The organism is Streptomyces sp. NPDC043738, from assembly GCF_056436545.1.
Genome location: NZ_JBWKCJ010000008.1, coordinates 33,439 through 52,758 on the forward strand (window position 1 = coordinate 33,439; position 19,320 = coordinate 52,758).

At 71.6% G+C, this 19,320-nt stretch carries 20 protein-coding genes; 14 read left to right on the plus strand and 6 right to left on the minus strand.

The features are described from left to right. Positions 1-4 precede the first annotated feature (4 nt). Entirely contained in the window at positions 5-748 is a 744-nt protein-coding gene (locus tag AC0680_RS13245) for an AAA family ATPase (protein WP_478627726.1), read from the plus strand. Here the strand turns inward: AC0680_RS13245 and AC0680_RS13250 are convergent. Then, positions 702-2,375 (minus strand): FAD-dependent monooxygenase, encoded by a 1,674-nt coding sequence (locus tag AC0680_RS13250; protein ID WP_478627727.1) that lies wholly within the window; start codon positions 2,373-2,375, stop codon positions 702-704. The genes AC0680_RS13245 and AC0680_RS13250 overlap by 47 nt on opposite strands. Positions 2,376-2,535: 160 nt before the next feature. Between AC0680_RS13250 and AC0680_RS13255 the strand changes: the two genes are divergently transcribed. After that, positions 2,536-3,147 (plus strand): TetR/AcrR family transcriptional regulator, encoded by a 612-nt coding sequence (locus tag AC0680_RS13255; protein WP_478627728.1) that lies wholly within the window; start codon positions 2,536-2,538, stop codon positions 3,145-3,147. 19 nt (positions 3,148-3,166) lie between these two features. On the opposite strand, the gene AC0680_RS13260 is transcribed toward AC0680_RS13255, so the two are convergent. Further along, the gene (locus AC0680_RS13260) at positions 3,167-4,048 is read right to left on the minus strand and encodes a DUF6597 domain-containing transcriptional factor (RefSeq protein WP_478627729.1); all 882 of its coding nucleotides are present in this window, start codon (positions 4,046-4,048) and stop codon (positions 3,167-3,169) included. A gap of 95 nt (positions 4,049-4,143) precedes the next feature. Between AC0680_RS13260 and AC0680_RS13265 the strand changes: the two genes are divergently transcribed. From AC0680_RS13265 to AC0680_RS13275, 3 genes are all read left to right on the plus strand, one after another. Then, positions 4,144-4,800, plus strand: coding sequence for a TIGR03086 family metal-binding protein (locus tag AC0680_RS13265; RefSeq protein ID WP_478627732.1), 657 nt, complete (start codon positions 4,144-4,146; stop codon positions 4,798-4,800). Positions 4,801-4,915: 115 nt separating this feature from the next. Beyond that, positions 4,916-5,521, plus strand: a complete 606-nt coding sequence (locus AC0680_RS13270) for a cupin domain-containing protein (RefSeq protein WP_478627734.1) — start codon at positions 4,916-4,918, stop codon at positions 5,519-5,521. Further along, positions 5,518-6,354, plus strand: a complete 837-nt coding sequence (locus AC0680_RS13275) for an SDR family NAD(P)-dependent oxidoreductase (RefSeq protein WP_478627735.1) — start codon at positions 5,518-5,520, stop codon at positions 6,352-6,354. Before AC0680_RS13270 ends, AC0680_RS13275 begins: the two co-directional genes overlap by 4 nt. A 77-nt stretch (positions 6,355-6,431) precedes the next feature. Here the strand turns inward: AC0680_RS13275 and AC0680_RS13280 are convergent, their stop codons facing one another. Continuing rightward, positions 6,432-6,992 carry a hypothetical protein gene (locus AC0680_RS13280; RefSeq protein ID WP_384441633.1) on the minus strand — a complete coding sequence of 187 codons (561 nt, stop codon included), beginning with the start codon at positions 6,990-6,992 and terminating at the stop codon, positions 6,432-6,434. A 322-nt stretch (positions 6,993-7,314) separates the two neighbouring features. Here AC0680_RS13280 and hemL point away from each other — a divergent pair, with 322 nt between their 5' ends. From hemL to ccsB, 7 genes are all read left to right on the plus strand, one after another. Beyond that, positions 7,315-8,622, plus strand: a complete 1,308-nt coding sequence (gene hemL, locus AC0680_RS13285; RefSeq protein ID WP_384441575.1) for a glutamate-1-semialdehyde 2,1-aminomutase — start codon at positions 7,315-7,317, stop codon at positions 8,620-8,622. Positions 8,623-8,630: 8 nt separating this feature from the next. Next, positions 8,631-9,311, plus strand: coding sequence for a histidine phosphatase family protein (locus tag AC0680_RS13290; protein WP_478627740.1), 681 nt, complete (start codon positions 8,631-8,633; stop codon positions 9,309-9,311). Between the two features lie 146 nt (positions 9,312-9,457). Then, on the plus strand, positions 9,458-10,675 hold the full coding sequence (locus tag AC0680_RS13295; RefSeq protein ID WP_478627741.1) for a polysaccharide deacetylase family protein: 1,218 nt from the start codon (positions 9,458-9,460) through the stop codon (positions 10,673-10,675). Positions 10,676-10,753: 78 nt separating this feature from the next. Continuing rightward, positions 10,754-11,368, plus strand: coding sequence for a TlpA family protein disulfide reductase (locus AC0680_RS13300; protein ID WP_478627743.1), 615 nt, complete (start codon positions 10,754-10,756; stop codon positions 11,366-11,368). A gap of 4 nt (positions 11,369-11,372) precedes the next feature. Next, complete coding sequence (locus AC0680_RS13305; RefSeq protein WP_478627745.1) at positions 11,373-12,131, plus strand: cytochrome c biogenesis CcdA family protein; 759 nt, start codon at positions 11,373-11,375, stop codon at positions 12,129-12,131. Positions 12,132-12,134: 3 nt separating this feature from the next. After that, positions 12,135-13,925: a cytochrome c biogenesis protein ResB gene (gene resB, locus AC0680_RS13310; RefSeq protein ID WP_478627747.1), complete on the plus strand. Its 1,791-nt coding sequence runs from the start codon at positions 12,135-12,137 to the stop codon at positions 13,923-13,925. Next, a complete protein-coding gene (ccsB, locus tag AC0680_RS13315) occupies positions 13,922-15,010 on the plus strand; it encodes a c-type cytochrome biogenesis protein CcsB (RefSeq protein ID WP_478627750.1) in 1,089 nt (362 codons plus the stop codon). Before resB ends, ccsB begins: the two co-directional genes overlap by 4 nt. Here the strand turns inward: ccsB and AC0680_RS13320 are convergent. From AC0680_RS13320 to AC0680_RS13330, 3 genes are all read right to left on the minus strand, one after another. Next, a complete protein-coding gene (locus tag AC0680_RS13320) occupies positions 14,995-15,696 on the minus strand; it encodes a DUF4291 domain-containing protein (protein WP_478627752.1) in 702 nt (233 codons plus the stop codon). The two genes, ccsB and AC0680_RS13320, sit on opposite strands and share 16 nt — an antisense overlap. 67 nt (positions 15,697-15,763) lie before the next feature. Next, positions 15,764-16,309 carry a nucleoside deaminase gene (locus AC0680_RS13325; RefSeq protein WP_384441596.1) on the minus strand — a complete coding sequence of 182 codons (546 nt, stop codon included), beginning with the start codon at positions 16,307-16,309 and terminating at the stop codon, positions 15,764-15,766. Positions 16,310-16,408: 99 nt separating this feature from the next. Continuing rightward, positions 16,409-16,825, minus strand: coding sequence for a PLD nuclease N-terminal domain-containing protein (locus tag AC0680_RS13330; RefSeq protein ID WP_478627755.1), 417 nt, complete (start codon positions 16,823-16,825; stop codon positions 16,409-16,411). An 88-nt stretch (positions 16,826-16,913) separates the two neighbouring features. Here AC0680_RS13330 and AC0680_RS13335 point away from each other — a divergent pair, with 88 nt between their 5' ends. Both AC0680_RS13335 and mqnP read left to right on the plus strand, forming a co-directional pair. Further along, positions 16,914-18,371: a menaquinone biosynthesis decarboxylase gene (locus AC0680_RS13335; RefSeq protein WP_478627757.1), complete on the plus strand. Its 1,458-nt coding sequence runs from the start codon at positions 16,914-16,916 to the stop codon at positions 18,369-18,371. Continuing rightward, on the plus strand, positions 18,368-19,270 hold the full coding sequence (gene mqnP / locus AC0680_RS13340) for a menaquinone biosynthesis prenyltransferase MqnP (protein ID WP_478627760.1): 903 nt from the start codon (positions 18,368-18,370) through the stop codon (positions 19,268-19,270). Before AC0680_RS13335 ends, mqnP begins: the two co-directional genes overlap by 4 nt. The last annotated feature ends 50 nt before the right edge of the window (positions 19,271-19,320 follow it).

The following is a 19,320-nucleotide window of genomic DNA, read 5'->3' on the forward strand; positions in this document are numbered from 1 at the left end:
AGGCATGCTGATCGAGCGGGCTTATGTGGATGTTCCCAAGGGGGAGGGGACGGCTGAGGACGGCTGGCCCTGGACGGTGCCGTGTGTGCGTCAGCTGGCCGAGGAGGGGCTGGCCTTCCGCGCTCCGGTCACGTTTCTGGTGGGCGAGAACGGTTCGGGGAAGTCGACGCTGGCCGAGGCGTTGGCGGAGGGATTCGGACTGGATTCCTACGGCGGCTCGGCGGGCTACAAGTACGCGAGCTCGCGGGAGGCGTCGCTGCTGGGCGGGCTGATGCGGTTCGATCCGACCCGGGAGGGGCGCCGGATGGTGCGCGGGCCGCGGACCCGCCGGAAGGGGTTCTTCCTGCGGGCCGAGACCGCGCTGGAGGCGCTCGGTGGGGAGCACGGCTCGCTGCGGCTGTCCCGGCACCCGGACGAGATGAGCCATGGCGAGGGCTTCTTGCTGGCTCTCCGGGAGCGGTTCACACAGCCGGGGCTGTATGTGATGGACGAGCCGGAGGCCGCGCTGTCGTTCTCCTCCTGTCTGGAGCTGGTCGGGCTGATGAGTGAGCTGGGCAGCGGCGGCGCGCAGATCATCTGCGCCACGCACTCCCCGCTGCTGACCGCGCTGCCCGGCGCGGAGATCGTCGAGGTCGGTGAGCACGGCATGCGGTCGGTGCAGTGGGCGGAGCTGGGGCTCGTCGACCACTGGCGGCGCTACCTCAACGACCCGCGGGCGTATCTGCGGCATGTATTGGCGTCGGGATGACCGATGAGGGACGCGGGCCCGGCCCGCCGTCTTCGGGTGCGGTGCCGGTCCACCGCACGAGGGCGGCGCGCAGGGCCGCGGCGCGTTCGGCGGGGTGGGTGGCGTCGGTGGCCCAGGCGATATAGCCGTCGGGGCGGATGAGGAGAGCCGTACGGCGATCGCCGGCCCAGGTGGCACGGATGAGGCGGCCGTCGGCGGGGTGCGGGCAGGCCCCGCCGTCCGCCGGCTCCTGGGGGACGGTGGGCTCGTCGGCGGGGGCGATGAGCACGAACCGGCCCTGGCGCAGCAGCGCGTAGAGGCGGTCGCCGTCGGCGAGGCGGACGTCGGGGGCACGGTGCCCGGCGAGCCGGTGGGCGCCCGGCCCGGCCGGATAGGCGATGCCGATGCCGGAGACGGTGCCGATCGCGCGGCGGGCCAGCGGCCGCAGACGGCTCAGGAGCTGGGCGGCGAGGGCGCGGGCCGCCCTGCCCGGCGCGGAGTGCAGCAGAGCGATCCGGAGGATGGCGCCGCTGCTGCGCAGCACCATCTTTCCGACGGGGTGGCGCTCGGTCTGATAGCTGTCCAGGAGAGCGGCGGGGGCATGGCCCTGGAGCACGGCTGCCAGCTTCCAGCTGAGGTTGGCGGCGTCTTGCAGGCCGGTGTTCATGCCCTGGCCGCCGGCGGGGGAGTGGACATGGGCGGCGTCGCCGGCGAGGAAGACACGGCCCACGCGGTACTGCGGGACCTGCCGCTCGTCGCTGTGGAAGCGCGAGACCCAGCGGGCGTCGTGCATGCCGTAGTCCGTGCCGAGGGCGAGCCGGGCGACCTCGCGGACCTCGGCGAGATCGGCGGGGGCGTCGTCATCGGCCTGGCGGTGGCGGTCCCAGCCGATGACGCGGTACCAGCCGTCGCCGAACGAGGCCACCAGGGCGAAGGCGTCCCCGGTGGCGTTGAAGGTGAAGGCGGACCGGGGTTCTTGGGTCAGCCGTACATCGGCCAGGACCAGCGAGCGGATCACGGACCTGCCGGGGAAGGGCAGACCGACGGCCTCGCGGACCGCGCTGCGCACGCCGTCCGTGCCGACGAGGTAGGCGGCGCGGGCGCTGCCACCGCCCCCGGCGCCGCGCAGCCGCACGGTCACCCCGTCCGCGTCCTGGTCGAGGCCGGTCACCTCGGAGTCGTACCGGAACGTCACCCCGGCCTCCCGGGCCCGGCGCTCCAGCAGCCGCTCGACCTCGAACTGGGGCGTGATCAGCACGAACGGGAAGCGGGAGGGGAGCCGGGTGGGGTCGAGGGTGGCGGTGCCGAAGAGGCGGAGACGGGAGATCGGGTGGCCGCCGGCGACCAGCTCGTCGGCGAGGCCGCGGGCGTCGAGCTGCTCCAGGGTGCGGGCGTGGACGGCCAGGGCGCGGGTGAGGTTGCTGGTCGTCTCGGTGCGGCGTTCGACGAGGGTGACGGCGAGGCCGGCCTCGGCGAGGTCTCCGGCGAGCAGCAGTCCCGTCGGGCCGGCACCGACGACGAGGACGTCAGCGTCGCGGGCCGTGTGCCCGGACCGGGCCGCGGTGCCGTCGGTGCCGCTTCCGCTGCCGGTGGTGCTGCCGGTGCTGCTGCTGTCAGTGGTGCCGGGCCTGCGGTTGATGGCATTCATGGCTGCTGCCTCCTACGCCTCTGCCTGACCACGTCGACGCGTGCGGGTCTGCGCACGCGGGTCAACGCATGTGTGCCAACACTTGTTGGTCAACGCTCGTTGGCAAGCGTAGGACTCCTCGCGCTGGCATGTCAACGGGTGTTGGCCTACAGTCGTGGGCATGGTCGACCATGCGCCTCTCACCAGCAGCGACGCCGCGGCCGGCGCCGAGCGGAGCCCCCAGCCCCGCTCAGCCGTGACCCGGGCCGCGATCCTGGCCGCCGCCCGCGACCGCTTCGCCGCCGAGGGCTACGAGCGCGCCACGATCCGCTCCATCGCCAGGGAGGCGGGCATCGACCCGTCGATGGTGATGCGCTACTACGGCAACAAGGCGGGCCTGTTCGCCGCCGCCTCCGAGATCGAGCTGCACGCCCCGGACCTCACCCACGTACCGCACGACGAGCTCGGCGCCCGCCTCGTGCGCCACTTCCTCGAGCGCTGGGAGAGCGACGAGGCGCTGACCGCCATGCTGCGCGTCGGCGCCACGAACGAAGCCGGCGCGGAGCGGATGCGGCGCGTGTTCGCCGAGCAGATCGGCCCGGTCGTCAGCGCGGTCTGTCCCGCTCCCGAGGAGGCGGCGGTCCGCTCCGCGCTGCTCGCCTCGCAGATGCTCGGGCTGGCCCTGTGCCGCTACGTCCTGCACCTCCCGCCGGCCGTCGGCCTCGGCCACGACGAGATCGTCGCCTGGCTGGCGCCCACCATCCAGCGCTATCTGACGGCCGAGCTGCCCTGAGGCCCCGGGCGGGGCCGCTTCAGCGCGGGTAGGCGGTCGGCGGCACCCCGACCGTCGCCGTGACGTCGCGGACCAGGTGTGCCTGGTCGCTGTAGCCCAACTCGGCGGCCAGCGCGGCCCAGTCGACCTCCGCGTCCGCCGCGGCCCGCTCCAGGGCCTCATGGATGCGGTAGCGCAGCAGGACCCACTTGGGGCTCACCCCGACATACCCGGCGAACAGCCGCTGCAGCGCCCGTACGGACATCCCCTCGGCCCGCGCGAAGTCCGCGACCCGCCGGATCGTGCGGTCCGTCCGGATCCGGTCGGCCAGCCGCATCGCGAGGCCGGCGTGGTCCAGGACCCGCGGCTCCGCCCCCAGCAGGGGCGCCAGGAAGGCGTCGAGCGCGGCGACCCGGGCGTCCTCGTCCGCCGGCTCCACCACGGTCCGCGCGGCATCCGCGGCCGTCGACTGCACTTCGCCTCGCGTTGCATCGGCCGCGCCCGCGTCCTGCGCACGCGGGTCCGGGCCCGGCGGCCCGGCGAAGACCGCGGTCAGCGGCAGCCTGCGCCCCGTCCAGTCGGTGACCGGCCGCTCCGGGGCGAACGGCCGGAACCCGCCGGGCCGGAACTGCACCCCGCACACCCGCCCCCGTCCGACCAGCGTCTGGGAGAACAGCTCCAGCCCGACGCCCGCGACCTCGCCGAAGGCGGGCCGGCCGGCGTGCCGCTGGAAGACGACGTTCACACACGGGTGCGGCACGACCTGGCTGGTGTACGGCTCGGGCAGATCCCAGTCGATCAGCCAGTAGTGCTCGACGAACGGGCGCAGCGGTTCGGCGGGGGAGCGGCGCCGGAACCGCACCCGCGCCAGGAGGTCCGGGGCGGCGACGATGCCCCGGGTGTCGCGCCGTGGAGCGGCCATGACCCGGATCCTAGAGCGGTGCGCGCCGAGCGCCACCGCGCCGCCCGTCGCATTTCTTCAAGCCGCGGCCGGCGGCGGCCCGTAGCGTCATCGAGATGACGGACACCAGGGATATTCAAGACAAATCCACCAGGGGTGGGCGGGATGCGCCGGCCGAGTCGGGCGGTGCGGACGGGCCCCGGACGGCACCGCCGATCAGCGAGCTGCTGGACGCCGCGGCCCGGGCCGCGCTCCCGGTGCTGCGCGGGGTGCGCGACGACCAACTGGGGCTGCCCACGCCCTGCGCCGAGTACGACCTGCGGGCGCTGCTCAACCACCTCTTCCACGTCGTGGTCGCCTTCCAGGCGCTGGCCGCCAAGGAGGAAGCGGACTTCACGCGAACCCCCGACCGGCTCGGCCGGTACGGGGTCCGGTGGCCCGACCGGTTCGCCGAGGAGACGGTGCGGCTGGCCGAGGCCTGGGCGGCGCCGGGCGCGGAGGACGGCGTGTCCGGTGGGATGGGGCTGCCGGCGCGGACCGTCGGTGCGATGGTGCTGCTGGACCTCGTGGTGCACACCTGGGACGTGGCGCGGGCGACCGGACGGCCGTACGAGGCACCCGCGGGGTGCGTGGCCGAGCTGCGGACGCTGGTCGCGCGGATGGCCCCGACGGCCCGGCAGATGAACGTCTTCGCCGAACCGGTCCCCGTACCGCCCGGCGCCATCGAACTCGACGCCCTGCTGGCGGAGACGGGCCGCGACCCCGTCGGCTGACGGGCCGTCGGCGGGCGCTCGGACATGGCCCGATTGCGCCCGCCGCGGCGCCGCCTTCGCCCCTAGGGTGGATCACCTCCGAAGGACGGCGACGAGTGGGAGGGGCCCAGCCCGGATGAACGCGCACCGAACGCCCCGCGACCGGCTCCCCGAGGCACTGATCGAGTTCTACGGGCTGGCGCCGCTGCCCCGCGAGGGCGGCCGGTTCCGGCAGACCTGGGCGGGCCCGCCGCGCCCCGACGGACGGCCCGAGGGCACGGCGATCGTGATGCTGCTCACCGCCGGGCCGGGTGACTTCTGTGCCCTGCACCGGCTGCCGACCGACGAGATCTGGCACTTCTATACGGGTGATCCGCTCACCCTGCTCCTCCTGTCCGAAGGCGGCGCACTGCCCGAAGGCGGCACACGCCCCGACACCGGTGGGCGCCCGGACGACGGCGGACACGCCGAGGGCGGCGGCCCCTCCTCCGGCGGCGAGGGGCGCTCGGCCCGTACGGTCGTCCTCGGGCCGGACGTCCTGGGCGGGCAGCACGTGCAGTTCACCGTGCCCGCCGGTACGTGGATGGCCGCCGAGGTCGCCGACGGCGGCGCCTGGACGCTCTTCGGCTGCACGATGGCGCCCGGATTCACCTTCCCCGACTACGAGCACGGGGACGCCGCCGAACTGGCCGCGCGCTTTCCCCAGGAGGCAGCGCGGATCGCCGCGCTGAGCCGACCATGACCCAGCCGTCGACCCCCGCGGAGCCGTCGACCCCTGACGAGCCCACCGACCGCGACGACCCGGGCCGCCGCGCCCTGCCCGACCTCACCGGGCAGGTGGCCCTCGTCACCGGCGCCGCGGGCGGAATCGGCCACGGTGTCGCGCTGCGGTTCGCCGCCGCGGGTGCCGAGGTCGTGGCGCATTACCGTACGGGCGCCGACGCGGCCCGCGCACTGGTCGCACGGATCGAGGAGGGCGGCGGGCGCGCGCTGGCGCTGCGCGCCGATCTGTCCGACGAGGAGGAGTGCCACCGGCTGGTGGCACGGGCGGCCGACTGGCGCGGGCGGCTGACCGCGCTGGTGAACAACGCGGCGGTGCAGCCGACCCAGGAGCTGGCGGGGATGTCGCTGGCCGACTGGCGGGCGGTGGCGGATGTGAACGTGCACAGTGTCTTCGCCTGCACCCAGGCCGCGGCGGCCGTGATGCGCGCGCAGGGGGCCGGTTCGGTGACCCATATCGCCTCGATCGAGGCGGACCGCCCGGCGCCGCGGCACGCCCACTACTGCGCGTCCAAGGCGGCGGTGGTGATGCACGCGCGCTCGGCGGCGCTGGAGTACGGGCCGTACGGGATCCGCGTCAACAGCGTCTCGCCGGGACTGATCGCGCGCCCCGGCCTGGCGGAGGACTGGCCGGAGGGGGTGCGGCGCTGGGAAGCGGCGGCGCCCACCGGGCGGTTGGGCCGCCCGGAGGACGTCGGCGACGCATGTGTGTTCCTCGCCTCACCGATGGCGTCGTGGATCACCGGACACGATCTCGTCGTCGACGGCGGCATCTCGGCGCGCCCCACATGGTGACCGCAGACACACCCGGTCCCGCCGAATCCGTGGCCGGTGGGGCGAGGGGGCGTGGCCCGCCGCGCCCTGCCGAACCGTTACGGCCACACCAGGCAGTACGCCTGATGCCCCGCCTCGTGCAGCCGGTGGCTGAAGTCCTGCCACTCGTGCAGCAGCTGGTAGACGGTGAAGGCGTCGCGCGGGCCACCACGGTCGGGGACGGTGGACCAGATGAAGGCGGCCGCGCCGACCGACTCCTCGCCGACGCCGCGCAGCGGGTCGACCACGGTCATGGGGAGCTTGACGACGGCGTAGTCGGGGTGGAGGACGACGAGTTCGAGCGGCGGAACCTTATGGAGCGGTATGCCCTCTATACCGGTGAGGACCATGGCGGCCATCGTCTCCGGCTTGATCTTGGTGAACATACCGCCCATACCGAGCTCGTCACCGCCGAGTTCCTCGGGGCGCATGGAGATCGGAACGCGGGCCGCGGTCGCGCCGTTGGGCGCGCCGAAGTATTTGTACGTCACCCCCATGCGGCCGCCTCTGATGTCCCCGCCCTTGTTCTCGTCGGTTTCCTCGCGCCGGTGACGGCCGCGCTGGGCGCGCTCGGGACCCCGGTCATTGGTTCCCTCGCCCAGTTCGCCACCGCGATGCATATCTCCACCCGACCACTCGCAGCCCCAGCCGCGCAACCCGATCATCGTCTCAGAGACCTCCCCCGTCGCAGGCGCGTGAAACGCCCGGCCGCACGCCCCCGTGCGCCTCTGAGACCATTGCTTGCGTGACTTACTCGTACGTCGCCCCAGTTTCGCAGACGACTGGGGGCTGACGCCCGGTCGGAAGCGAGAGGAATCAAAAAAGGATCGAACGGGAACCGCGCGGCACCTTGGGTGGTCCAAGCGGGGATTCCCGCACCGTTGTCAGCCGGGCCGTGTCCGTGCGTCGCCGCCCTCCCCGTTTATGCAGGTCAGGATCCCAGTGTCTTTTCCGTATGAAGCCCCTGTTTCGCAGTCGCTGTTCGAGCGCGCGTCCGCGGTGACGCCGGGCGGCGTCAACTCTCCGGTTCGGGCGTTCCGGGCCGTGGGCGGTACGCCCCGGTTCATGGTGTCCGGTACCGGTCCGTACCTCACCGATGCCGACGGTCGTGAGTATGTCGACCTCGTGTGCTCCTGGGGGCCGATGATCCTCGGTCACTCGCACCCCGAGGTGATCGCCGCGGTCCAGGAGGCGGTCGCCCGCGGTACGTCCTTCGGCACGCCCGGCGCGGGCGAGGTCGAGCTGGCCGAGGAGATCGTGGCCCGGATCGAGCCGGTCGAGCAGGTGCGGCTGGTCTCCAGCGGCACCGAGGCGACGATGTCGGCGATCCGTCTGGCGCGTGGTTTCACCGGCCGCCCCAAGGTGATCAAGTTCGCCGGCTGCTACCACGGGCACGTGGACGCGCTGCTGGCCGCGGCCGGCTCGGGCGTGGCGACCTTCGGTCTGCCCGACACGCCGGGTGTCACGGGCGCGCAGGCCGGCGACACGATCGTGCTGCCGTACAACGACCTGGAAGCGGTGCGGGCGGCGTTCGCCGCGCACCCGGGCGAGATCGCCTGTGTGATCACCGAGGCGTCGCCCGGCAACATGGGCGTGGTGCCTCCGCTGCCCGGCTTCAACCAGGGGCTCAAGGACATCTGCGCCGGCGACGGCGCGCTGTACATCTCCGACGAGGTGATGACCGGCTTCCGCGTCAGCAAGGCCGGCTGGTACGGGATCGACGGCGTGCGTCCCGATCTGATGACCTTCGGGAAGGTGATGGGCGGCGGCTTCCCGGCCGCGGCCTTCGGCGGCCGCGCGGACGTCATGGCGCACCTCGCCCCGGCCGGCCCGGTCTACCAGGCGGGCACCCTGTCGGGGAACCCGATCGCCACCGCGGCCGGCGTCGCGCAGCTGCGGCTGCTGGACGACGCCGCGTACGAGAAGGTCGACGCGGTCTCCGCCGAGCTGCGCTCGCTGGTGACCGGCGCGCTGGCCAAGGAGGGCGTCGCGCACCGCCTCCAGGTCGCGGGCAACATGTTCTCGGTCTTCTTCACCGGCCGGGACGTCACGAACTACGACGAGGCCAAGGCGCAGGAGTCCTTCCGCTTCACCGCCTTCTTCCACTCGATGCTGGCGCAGGGCGTCTACCTCCCGCCGTCCGCCTTCGAGTCGTGGTTCGTCTCGACCGCGCACGACACGCAGGCCGTGGAGCGGATCGCGGCGGCGCTGCCGGCCGCCGCCCGGGCCGCCGCCGAAGCGACCGAGTGAGGGGCGACATGAGCCACGAAGACATCACCGTTGTCCATCTGATGCGGCACGGCGAGGTGCACAACCCCGAGGGTGTGCTCTACGGGCGCCGGCCCGGCTACCACCTGTCCGATCTGGGACGGAAGATGGCCGACCGGGTCGCGGAGCACCTTGCGGGGCGGGACATCACGCATGTCGTCGCCTCGCCGCTGGAGCGCGCGCAGGAGACCGCGACGCCGATCGCCGGTGCGCACGGTCTGGACCTGGCCACCGACGAGCGGCTGATCGAGGCGGGCAACGTCTTCGAGGGCAAGACCTTCGGCGTCGGCGACGGCGCGCTGAAGAAGCCGGGGAACTGGAAGTACCTGACCAACCCGTTCCGCCCCTCGTGGGGCGAGCCGTACATCGAGCAGGTCGTACGGATGATGGCGGCGCTCGGTGCGGCGCGGGACGCGGCGCGCGGGCACGAGGCGGTGGCGGTCAGCCATCAGCTGCCGATCTGGATCGTCCGCAGCTTCGCGGAGCGGCGGCGGCTGTGGCACGACCCGCGCAAGCGGCAGTGCACGCTGGCCTCGCTGACGTCGTTCACGTTCCACGGCGACAAGATCGTTTCGGTGGGGTACAGCGAGCCGGCGCGCGACCTGGTTCCCTCCCATCTCCTGGCGGGCGCCAAACCCGTCAAGGGAAAGGCCAAGGCTTTCGGGGCCTGACGCTGCATCACTTGGCGGAATGCCGGAGGCCGGCAAAATGAAATATCTGAGCGATTAACTCGGTTCCCCGATGCTCGACATGCCCTTCACTCAGTTGTCCGTTTATATGGATATTGAGTTCGGCGAGCACGGATGGGGTCGAGGGTATGCGCGCGATCAGTCGACGAAACCTGTTGAGTATGGGAGTTGGTGCGGCCGCGGCGCTGGGCGTCGCCGGCTGCACCTCGTCGGGCTCGGGCGCGGACAGGCAGAAGGCGAAGAACTCCGTCCAGGCCCGCCCCCAGCTCATCGGTGACGGCTCGACAGCGATATATGGGCCACAGCCCCATCAACCGAAAACACCCGAACGGCTGGAACCCGGACAGACCCCTCCGCAGTTCGTGGTCTTCTCCTGGGACGGTGCGGGAGAGGTCGGCAACGGCCTCTTTCCCCGCTTTCTCAAACTCGCCAAGGACCACGGCGCGGCCATGACCTTCTTCCTGTCCGGGCTCTATCTCCTGCCGGAATCCCAAAAACACCTCTACGAGCCCCCGGGCAACCGGCGCGGCGCCTCCGACATCGGCTACCTCAGCGACGAGCACATCAAGGAGACGCTGAAGCACGTCCGCCAGGCCTGGCTGGACGGCCACGAGGTCGGCACCCACTTCAACGGCCACTTCTGCAGCGGCTCGGGCGCCGTCAGGCACTGGACCCCCGAGGAATGGCAGTCGGAGATCGACCAGGTGATGGACTTCGTCACCAGATGGCGCACGAACACCGGCTTCAAGGATCTCGAACCGCTGCCCTTCGACTACCGCCGGGAACTCGTCGGCGGCCGTACGCCATGCCTGCTCGGCCAGGACAATCTGCTGCCCATCGCCAAGGAACTCGGCTGGCGCTATGACGCCAGCTCGCCCGGCGGCCGGCAGATGTGGCCGAAGAAAAGGATGGGAATCTGGGACTTCCCGCTCCAGCAGATTCCCTTCCCCGGTCACCCTTTCGAGGTGCTCTCCATGGACTACAACATGCTCGCCAATCAGTCCAGGAGGTCCACCAAGGCCCCGCCCGCCAACTACCCGGGCTGGCGGCAGCAGGCCACCGACGCATATATCTCCGGATTCCGCCGCGCCTACGAGACCAATCGCGCGCCGTTCTTCATCGGCAACCACTTCGAGCAGTGGAACGGCGGCATCTATATGGACGCCGTCGAGGCGGCGCTCAAACACATCGCCAACGAGCAGAACCGGGATGTCCATCTCGTGTCGTTCCGGCAGTTCACCGACTGGATCGACGCCCAGGACCCCGAGGTGCTGTACAAGCTGCAGCAGATCCCCGTCGGCCAGCGCCCCAAGGAGGGCTGGAAGGCCTACCTCTCGACGGCCTGACATGCACCTGTGATGCGGTGGCCGGCCCGGCGAGGGGGGTGCGGAAGATCCGGAAAAGGCCCATGCGAAACTTTTCACATGAGTGCTAGCCGCGCCCCACGCCGCCTTGCGCGCCGACGCCGTACCACCCTGCTCGCCGCGGGCGCCGCGGCCGCCGCACTGGCACTGAGCGCCTGCGGCGACGGCGCCTCCGGCGGCTCCGCGCAGACCCGGTTCGTCCAGGGCAAGGACGGCATCGACACCGTCAAGCCCGGCGACCGGCAACCGGCGCCCGCACTGTCCGGCGAGACGACCACCGGCAAGAACCTCGACGTCGCCGACTACAAGGGCAAGGTCGTCATCCTCAACGTCTGGGGGTCGTACTGCGGCCCCTGCATCGCCGAGGCGCCGAACTTCGCCAAGGTCTTCAAGGAGACGAAGAGCAAGGGCGTGCAGTTCGTCGGGATCAACACCCGCGACACCGACAAGTCGCTGGCCACCACCTTCGAGGACGAGCACAAGGTCCCCTACCCCAGCCTGTACGACCCGACCGGCAAGCTGATGCTGCGCTTCCCCAAGGGCAGCCTCAACCCGCAGGCCATCCCCTCCACGATCGCCGTCGACCGGCACGGCAGGATCGCCGCGCGCTCGCTCGGCCCGCTCACCGAGGACGCGCTGCGCAAGATGGTCACCCCGCTGATCGCCGAGAAGTGATCACGTGATCCAGCTCGCCGTCGCGGAGAACCAGACCGTCCTCAACGGCACTCTGCTCGCCGCCGTCCCCATCGCCCTCCTCGCCGGGCTCGTCTCCTTCTTCTCGCCCTGCGTCCTGCCGCTGGTCCCCGGCTACCTGTCCTACGTCACCGGCGTCACCGGCACCGACCTCGCCGAGGCCCGCCGCGGACGGATGCTGGCCGGCGCCTCCCTCTTCGTCCTCGGGTTCACCGCCGTCTTCGTCTCCGGCGGCGCGCTCTTCGGGTTCTTCGGCCAGACCCTGCAGACGTACAAGGGCGTCCTGTCGAAGGTCCTGGGCGTGCTGATGATCCTGCTCGGGCTGGCCTTCGCCGGAGTGCTGCAACGCTTCGGCCAGCGCGAACTGCGCTTCCACATGAAGCCCGCCATGGGACTGGCCGGCGCGCCCGTGCTCGGAGTGCTCTTCGGCATCGGCTGGACGCCGTGCCTGGGCCCGACCTTCGCCGCCGTCAGCGCGCTCGCCTTCTCCGACGCCAGCGCCGGCCGCGGCGCCCTGCTCACCGTGGCGTACTGCCTGGGCCTGGGCGTGCCGTTCCTCGCCGTCGCCCTCGCCTTCCGCCGGATGCTCGGCGCGTTCGGCTGGGTCAAACGGCACTACCAATGGGTGATGCGGCTCGGCGGCGGCATGATGGTCGCGCTCGGCATCCTCCTCGTCACCGGCCTCTGGGACAGCCTGATGTCCGAGCTGCAGAGCTGGACGCAAAGCTCCACCGTTGGGATCTGACTGATGTCCACCAAGACCGACACCCCCCGCGAGCCCGGTTCCACCCCCGAGCCGGGCGGCGACCTGGGCGCCGCCGGATCCCAGCTGTCCACCGCGCCCAGGGAGGACGTCACCCTCCCCTCCCTCGGCCCCTTCGGCTGGGCGCGCTGGTTCTGGCGGCAGCTGACCTCGATGCGGGTGGCGCTGCTGCTGCTCTTCCTGCTGTCGATCGGCGCCATCCCCGGCTCGCTGATCCCGCAGACCAGCATCGACCCCGTCAAGGTCGACCAGTTCAAGGCCGACCACGCCACCCTCGGCGACATCTACGACAAGCTCGGGATGTTCCACGTCTACAGCTCGGTGTGGTTCTCCGCGATCTACCTGCTGCTGTTCATCTCGCTGATCGGCTGCATCGTGCCGCGCAGCTGGCAGTTCGTCGGACAGCTCCGCGGCCGCCCGCCGGCCGCCCCGCGCCGGCTGACCCGGCTGCCCGCCTACACCACCTGGCGCACCGCCGCGGACCCCGACGAGGTCCTCGCCGCGGCCCAGCGGATGCTGAAGAAGCGGCGCTTCCGCGCCCACCGGGCCGGCACCGCCGTCGCCGCCGAGAAGGGCTATCTGCGGGAGGTCGGCAACCTCGTCTTCCACGTCGCGCTGATCGTGATGCTGGTGGCGTTCGCCGTCGGCAGCCTGTGGAAGTCCGAGGGCGGCAAGCTGGTCACCGAGGGCGACGGCTTCGCCAACAACCTCACCCAGTACGACGACTTCAAGTCGGGCCCCTTCTTCGACACCGACACCCTGGAGCCCTTCGGCTTCACCCTCGACAAGTTCGAGGCGACCTACGAGCGCACCGGACCGCAGAAGGGCACCCCGCGCGTCTTCCGCGCCCACATCAGGTACTTCTCCGGCGCCGACGGCAAGGAGCACAAGACCGCGATCGAGGTGAACACCCCCCTCGACATCGCCGGCTCCAAGGTCTACCTGCTCTCCCACGGCTACTCGCCGGAGGTCACCGTCAAGGACGGCCGCGGCAAGGTCGTCTACAAGGGCGCGGTGCCCTTCCTCCCGCAGGACAGCAAGAACTTCACCTCGACCGGTGTGGTCAAGGTCCCCGGCGCGCAGACCAAGGACGGCAAGCGCAACCAGCTCGGCTTCCAGGGCTTCTTCGTGCCGACGTTCGGCGGCAAGGGCTCCGGCTCGATGTTCTCCCAGTTCCCCGCGCTGGACTATCCGGTGCTGACGCTGACCGCCTACCACGGCGATCTGGGCGTCTCCTCCGGAGTGCCGCAGAACGTCTACCAGCTGGAGAAGAAGGGCCTCAAGCAGTACAAGACCAAGGGCCGCCCGCTGGCCCAGATGATGCTGCCCGGCGAGACCATGAAGCTGCCCGACGGCGACGGCAGCATCCAGTTCACCGGCGTCAAGAGCTGGGCCAGCTTCAAGATCTCCCACCAGCCGGGCAACGGCCTCGCGCTGACCGGCGCGGTGGCCGCCCTGCTGGGCCTGGCCGGCTCGCTGTTCATCCAGCGGCGCCGGGTGTGGGTGCGGGCCGAACAGGGTGCGGACGGCACCACCGTCGTCGAGCTGGCCGGCCTCGGCCGCAGCGAGTCCGCCCGGCTGCCCGAGGAGCTCGCCGAGCTCGCGGCGGCACTGGAACCCGACGCCCCGCTCGCCCCGGAAGCCGTCCCCGGCGGCGATACGGACCCCGGCACCGACGCGGGCTCCGCCGCCACGACCGACACCTCCTCCCCAGACCCCGCGGAGCCCACTGACTCTGACGGTCCTGCTGACCCCTCCGAAGGAGCGCGCGCGTGAACATCGCTGCCGCAGCCAACGAGACAATGGCGCACAACAGCAACCTGCTGGTCTATTCCGCGATGGCGATCTACACGCTCGCCTTCCTCGCGCACATGGCCGAGTGGGTGTTCGGCAGCCGCAGCAAGGTCGGCCGCACCGCCGCCGCCCTGACCGCACCGGCCGCGGCGCCCGCCGCCCCCGCAGCCCGGGCGGCGCAGCAGCGCGGCGGCACGGCCGTACTGGAGCGGCCCAAGGTCATCACCAAGGCCGCCGCCGGCAGCCGCGACGTCCCCGACGGCCCCGGCGCCGCCGGCGGCACGGAGAAGGGCGACCTCTACGGGCGGATCGCCGTCTCGCTGACCGTCCTGGCCTGGGCCCTGCACGTGGGCGGCGTCGTCACCCGCGCCCTGTCCGTGGAGCGCGCCCCCTGGGGCAACATGTACGAGTTCTCCACGACCTTCGCCGCGGTCGCGGTCGGGCTCTACCTGCTGCTGCTCGCGCTCAAGAAGAACGTCCGCTGGATCGGCCTGCCCCTGGTCACCACCGTCCTGCTCGACCTGGGACTGGCCGTCTCGGTGCTCTACACCGCCAGCGACCAGCTCGTCCCGGCCCTGCACTCGTACTGGCTGTGGATCCACGTCAGCTGCGCGATCATCTCGGGTGCGGCCCTCTACCTCGGCGCCGTCGCCACCCTGCTGTTCCTCTTCCGGGACCGCTACGAGGCCAGGCTCGCCGACCCGGACGGCAAGCAGCCCGGCGCCTTCGCCGCGTCCGTCCTGGAGCGGCTGCCCGCGGCCGCCTCGCTGGACAAGTTCGCCTACCGCATCAACGCCACCGTCTTCCCGCTGTGGACGTTCACGATCATCGCGGGCGCCATCTGGGCCGAGGCCGCCTGGGGCCGCTACTGGGGCTGGGACCCCAAGGAGGTCTGGTCCTTCATCACCTGGGTCGCCTACGCCTGCTACCTGCACGCCCGGGCCACCGCCGGCTGGAAGGGCCGCAAGGCCGCCTGGCTGGGCCTGATCGCCTTCGTCTGCTACCTGTTCAACTACTACGGCGTGAACATCTTCGTGACGGGCCTGCACTCCTACGCGGGAGTCTGATCCGCGGCCGCACCCGTACCCGGCGTCCCCTCGGGCGCCGGGTACGGGCGCTCCTCGGGCAGCAGCGCGGCGGCCGCCGCCAGGTCCCCCGAGCGCACCCGGGCATGGACCTCGCGGGCGAGCGCCGTGACATCCGTGATCGCCACCGTCCACTCGTCCGCGTACCGCCGCGACGCCTCACCGGCCAGCCCCAGCTGCAGCGAACGGTACGGCAGCGGCCGCAGCCGCAGATCGCGCTCCGGATCCCACTGCACCCGTGCCGGTGAGCCCTTCAGCCGCTGTCCGAAGTCGTCGCGGTCGGCGTGCTCGCCGGGGTCGTAGTGCGACAGACAGGCGTTGCGCAGCGCCCAGTCGAAGCCGGCCCGGTCGATCTCGACGGCCAGCACGGTCTCCTGGTCGGCCTTGGTGCCCCATCCGCAGCGGTACATCATCCACAGGAACGACGGCTTGATCCACGTCATCCGCTCCCGCTTCCACGCCGCGGGAAACCGGCCGTCGCGCGCCGCCGGGAGGCCCAGCGCGGGAGCGTATGCCTGATAGACCGTGACGGTCCGTTCGGTGTACCGGGCGCGGATCCGGCGGTACGGCTCGCCGTGCGGCGCGTCCGGGTCCGGCGCGGCCGGGTGGTGCGGTGCGGTGGAGTGCGGGGAAACCCGTACGGGGACGTCGGAACCGGTGCTGCTCATGGCGCGCCATCCTGGCGGACGCCCGGCCCCGCGGCCACCCAATTCCCGGGCCCGCCGGGCCTGGCGCTCACCCGCCCCCGATGTCCTCACGCCACAGCGCCGGCCGCGCCTCGATGAAGTCGCGCATCATCCGCGCGCACTCGGGGTCGTCCAGCACGACGATCCGCACACCGTGCCGGGCGAGCCAGTCATGCCCGCCGTGGAACGTCCGGGCCTCGCCGATCACCACCCGCGAGATCCCGAACTGGCGGACCAGGCCGCTGCAGTACCAGCAGGGGGAGAGGGTGGTGACCATCGTCGTACCGCGGTAGCCGCGCTGCCGGCCGGCCGCGCGGAAGGCCGCCGTCTCCGCGTGCAGTGAGGGATCACCGTCCTGGACCCGGCGGTTGCGGCCGCGGCCCAGCAGCGCGCCGTCCGGCCCGTACAGCGCCGCGCCGATCGGGATGCCGCCCTCGGCCAGCCCGGCGCGCGCCTCCTCCAGCGCCGTCGCCAGCATGGCGCGGGCCTGCTCCTGCAGATGGTCGGGGTGCCCGGACGGGTCGCTGTGGCCGTCGACGCCGCCGCGCAGCCGGAACTCGTCGCGGTCCTGACCCCAGTCCTGCGTACGGTCCATGAGCTCACCGTACGCCGCGCCGGGCCGCCTTGGCGGCACCGAACGCCCCGACCCGCACCGACCCCCGGCCGGGCGCCTCAAGCCCTCGGCCGGTGGCCGCTAACCCTTGGCCGGCGGGGTGTCCTCGGGGCCGTCCGCCGCCTCGCCGCTCTTGCGCCGCAGCTCCTCCTCGCGGCGGCGCAGATCGGCCTCCCAGTCCTTGAGCAGGGCCTCGTCCTTCTTGTTCTCGTCCTTGAGGGACCTGAGGAACTCGGGGTTGTCGTCGGGGGCGAGGAACTTCGTGCGGTGGTTGCGGTGCCACTCGGAGGGGGTGCTGCCGCCCGTCACCGGCTGCCGCTGCTTGCCCGCCACCAGCCACGCGATCGGTCCGATCAGCACCTCGCCGAAGAGCAGGATGATGATCACCCAGATCACCTTGGGCAGCCCGCGCACCTGCGATTCGGGGGTGTTGAGGCAGTCGATGAACGCGTAGATCCACAGCGCCAGCACCAGTAGGAACGGCAGATACCTGAGCATTGCGGAACGAGCCCCCTGCGCGCGACGGCGGGCCCTCGACGGGGCCCGGTGACCCGCCCAGGGTAGTGCGTACCCGATACTGGAACGCATGGCTTACGACGATCTCCGCTCGTTCCTGCGCGCACTTGAGCGCGAAGGCGACCTCAAGCGCATCAAGGCCGAGGTCGACCCGTATCTGGAAGTCGGCGAGATCGTGGACCGGGTGCAGAAGTCCGGTGGCCCGGCGCTGCTCTTCGAGAACGTCAAGGGCTCGGCGATGCCGCTCGCCATGAACGTCTACGGCACCGACCGCCGGCTGCTGAAGGCGCTGGGCCTGAAGGCGTACGAGGACATCAGCGGCAAGATCGCCGGCCTGCTCAAGCCGGAACTGCCGCAGGGCTTCGTCGGGGTGCGCGAGGCGTTCGGCAAGCTCGCGGGCATGACGCACGTCCCGCCGAAGAAGGTCAAGGGTGTCAGCGCCCCGGTGCAGGAGGTCGTGCTCACCGGCGACGACGTCGACCTCGACCGGCTGCCCGCCCTGTTCACCTGGCCCAAGGACGGCGGCTCCTTCTTCAACCTGGGGCTGACGCACACCAAGCACCCGGAGACCGGCGTACGCAACCTCGGCCTCTACCGGCTGCAGCGCCACGACAAGCGCACCATCGGCATGCACTGGCAGATCCACAAGGACAGCCGCAACCACTACCAGGTCGCGGCCAAGCGCGGTGAGAAGCTGCCCGTCGCCATCGCCTTCGGCTGCCCCCCGGCCGTCACCTACGCCTCCACCGCCCCGCTCCCCGGCGACATCGACGAGTACCTCTTCGCCGGCTTCCTCCAGGGCAAGCGGATCGAGATGGTCGACTGCAAGACCGTCCCGCTGCAGGTGCCGGCCAATGCCGAGGTCGTCATCGAGGGCTGGCTGGAGCCCGGCGAGATGCTCCCGGAGGGCCCGTTCGGCGACCACACCGGTTTCTACACGCCGCAGGAGCCGTTCCCGGCGCTGACCATCGACTGCGTGACGATGCGCAGGCGCCCGCTGCTCCAGTCGATCGTCGTCGGCCGGCCGCCCACGGAGGACGGCCCCCTGGGCCGCGCCACCGAGCGCTTCTTCCTGCCCCTCCTCAAGATCATCGTCCCGGACATCGTGGACTACCACCTCCCCGAGTCCGGCGGCTTCCACAACTGCGCGATCGTCTCGATCGACAAGAAGTACCCCAAGCACGCGCAGAAGGTCATGCACGCCATCTGGGGCGCGCACATGATGTCGCTGACCAAGCTGATCGTGGTCGTGGACGCGGACTGCGATGTCCACAACCTCCACGAGGTCTCCTGGCGCGCCCTCGGCAACACCGACTACGCCCGCGACCTGACCGTCGTCGAAGGCCCCGTCGACCACCTCGACCACGCCTCCTACCAGCAGTTCTGGGGAGGCAAGGCGGGCATCGACGCCACGAAGAAGTGGCCCGAGGAGGGCTACACCAGGGACGACGGCTGGCCGGACATGGTCGAGTCCGACCCGCCGACGGCGGCCCTGGTCGACCGTCGCTGGAAGGAGTACGGCCTGTGAGCGCCTCCGCCGCCGCGGTACCGCAGCCGGGCAGGACCAAGGCGTTCCTGCGCCTGGTCGTCATCGAGCACTCCGTCTTCGCGCTGCCCTTCGCCTACATCGCGGCGTTCACCGCCATGTACCAGCTCGACAAGCGCATCCACTGGGTCCCGCTGCTGCTGGTGACCGTCGCGATGGTGGGTCTGCGCACCTTCGCGATGGCCGTCAACCGCATCATCGACCGCGAGATCGACGCCCGTAACCCGCGTACGGCCGGGCGCGAACTCGTCACCGGCGCGGTCTCGGTCAAGTCCGCCTGGACCGGCGCGCTGGTCGCCGTCGTCGTCTTCCTGGGCGCGGCGGCCCTGCTCAACCCGCTGTGCCTGGCGCTGGCCCCGGTCGCCGTGGTCCCGATGGTGGTCTATCCGTACGGCAAGCGGTTCACGAACTTCCCGCACGCGATCCTCGGCCTGGCCCAGGCGATGGCGCCGGTCGGCGCGTGGATCGCGATCACCGGCGAGTGGTCCTGGGAGGCGGTGGTCCTCGGCCTCGCGGTCGGCATCTGGATCGGCGGCTTCGACCTGATCTACGCCTGCCAGGACGTCGAGGCGGACCGCGCCAACGGCGTGATGTCCGTACCGGCCCGCTTCGGTGTGCCGGGCGCGCTGTGGGGCGCGCGCTGGTGCCATGTCGCGACGACCGCGCTGCTGGTCTGGTACGCCCTCGTCATCGGCGCCGGTGTCTTCTTCTGGCTCGGGATGGTGATCGTCGTCGCGGCCTTCTGCTACGAGCACGCGATCGTCCGCCCGCACGACACCTCCCGGCTGAACCGGGCCTTCTTCCAGGTCAACAGCTTCATCGGCATCGCGCTGTTCGTCTGCGCGCTGCTGGATCTGGTGGTGCGCGGGCTGTCGGTCTGACGTGGTGTCGGGCTGATGCGGTGTCGGGCCGGCGTCCGGATCGGTCGGGG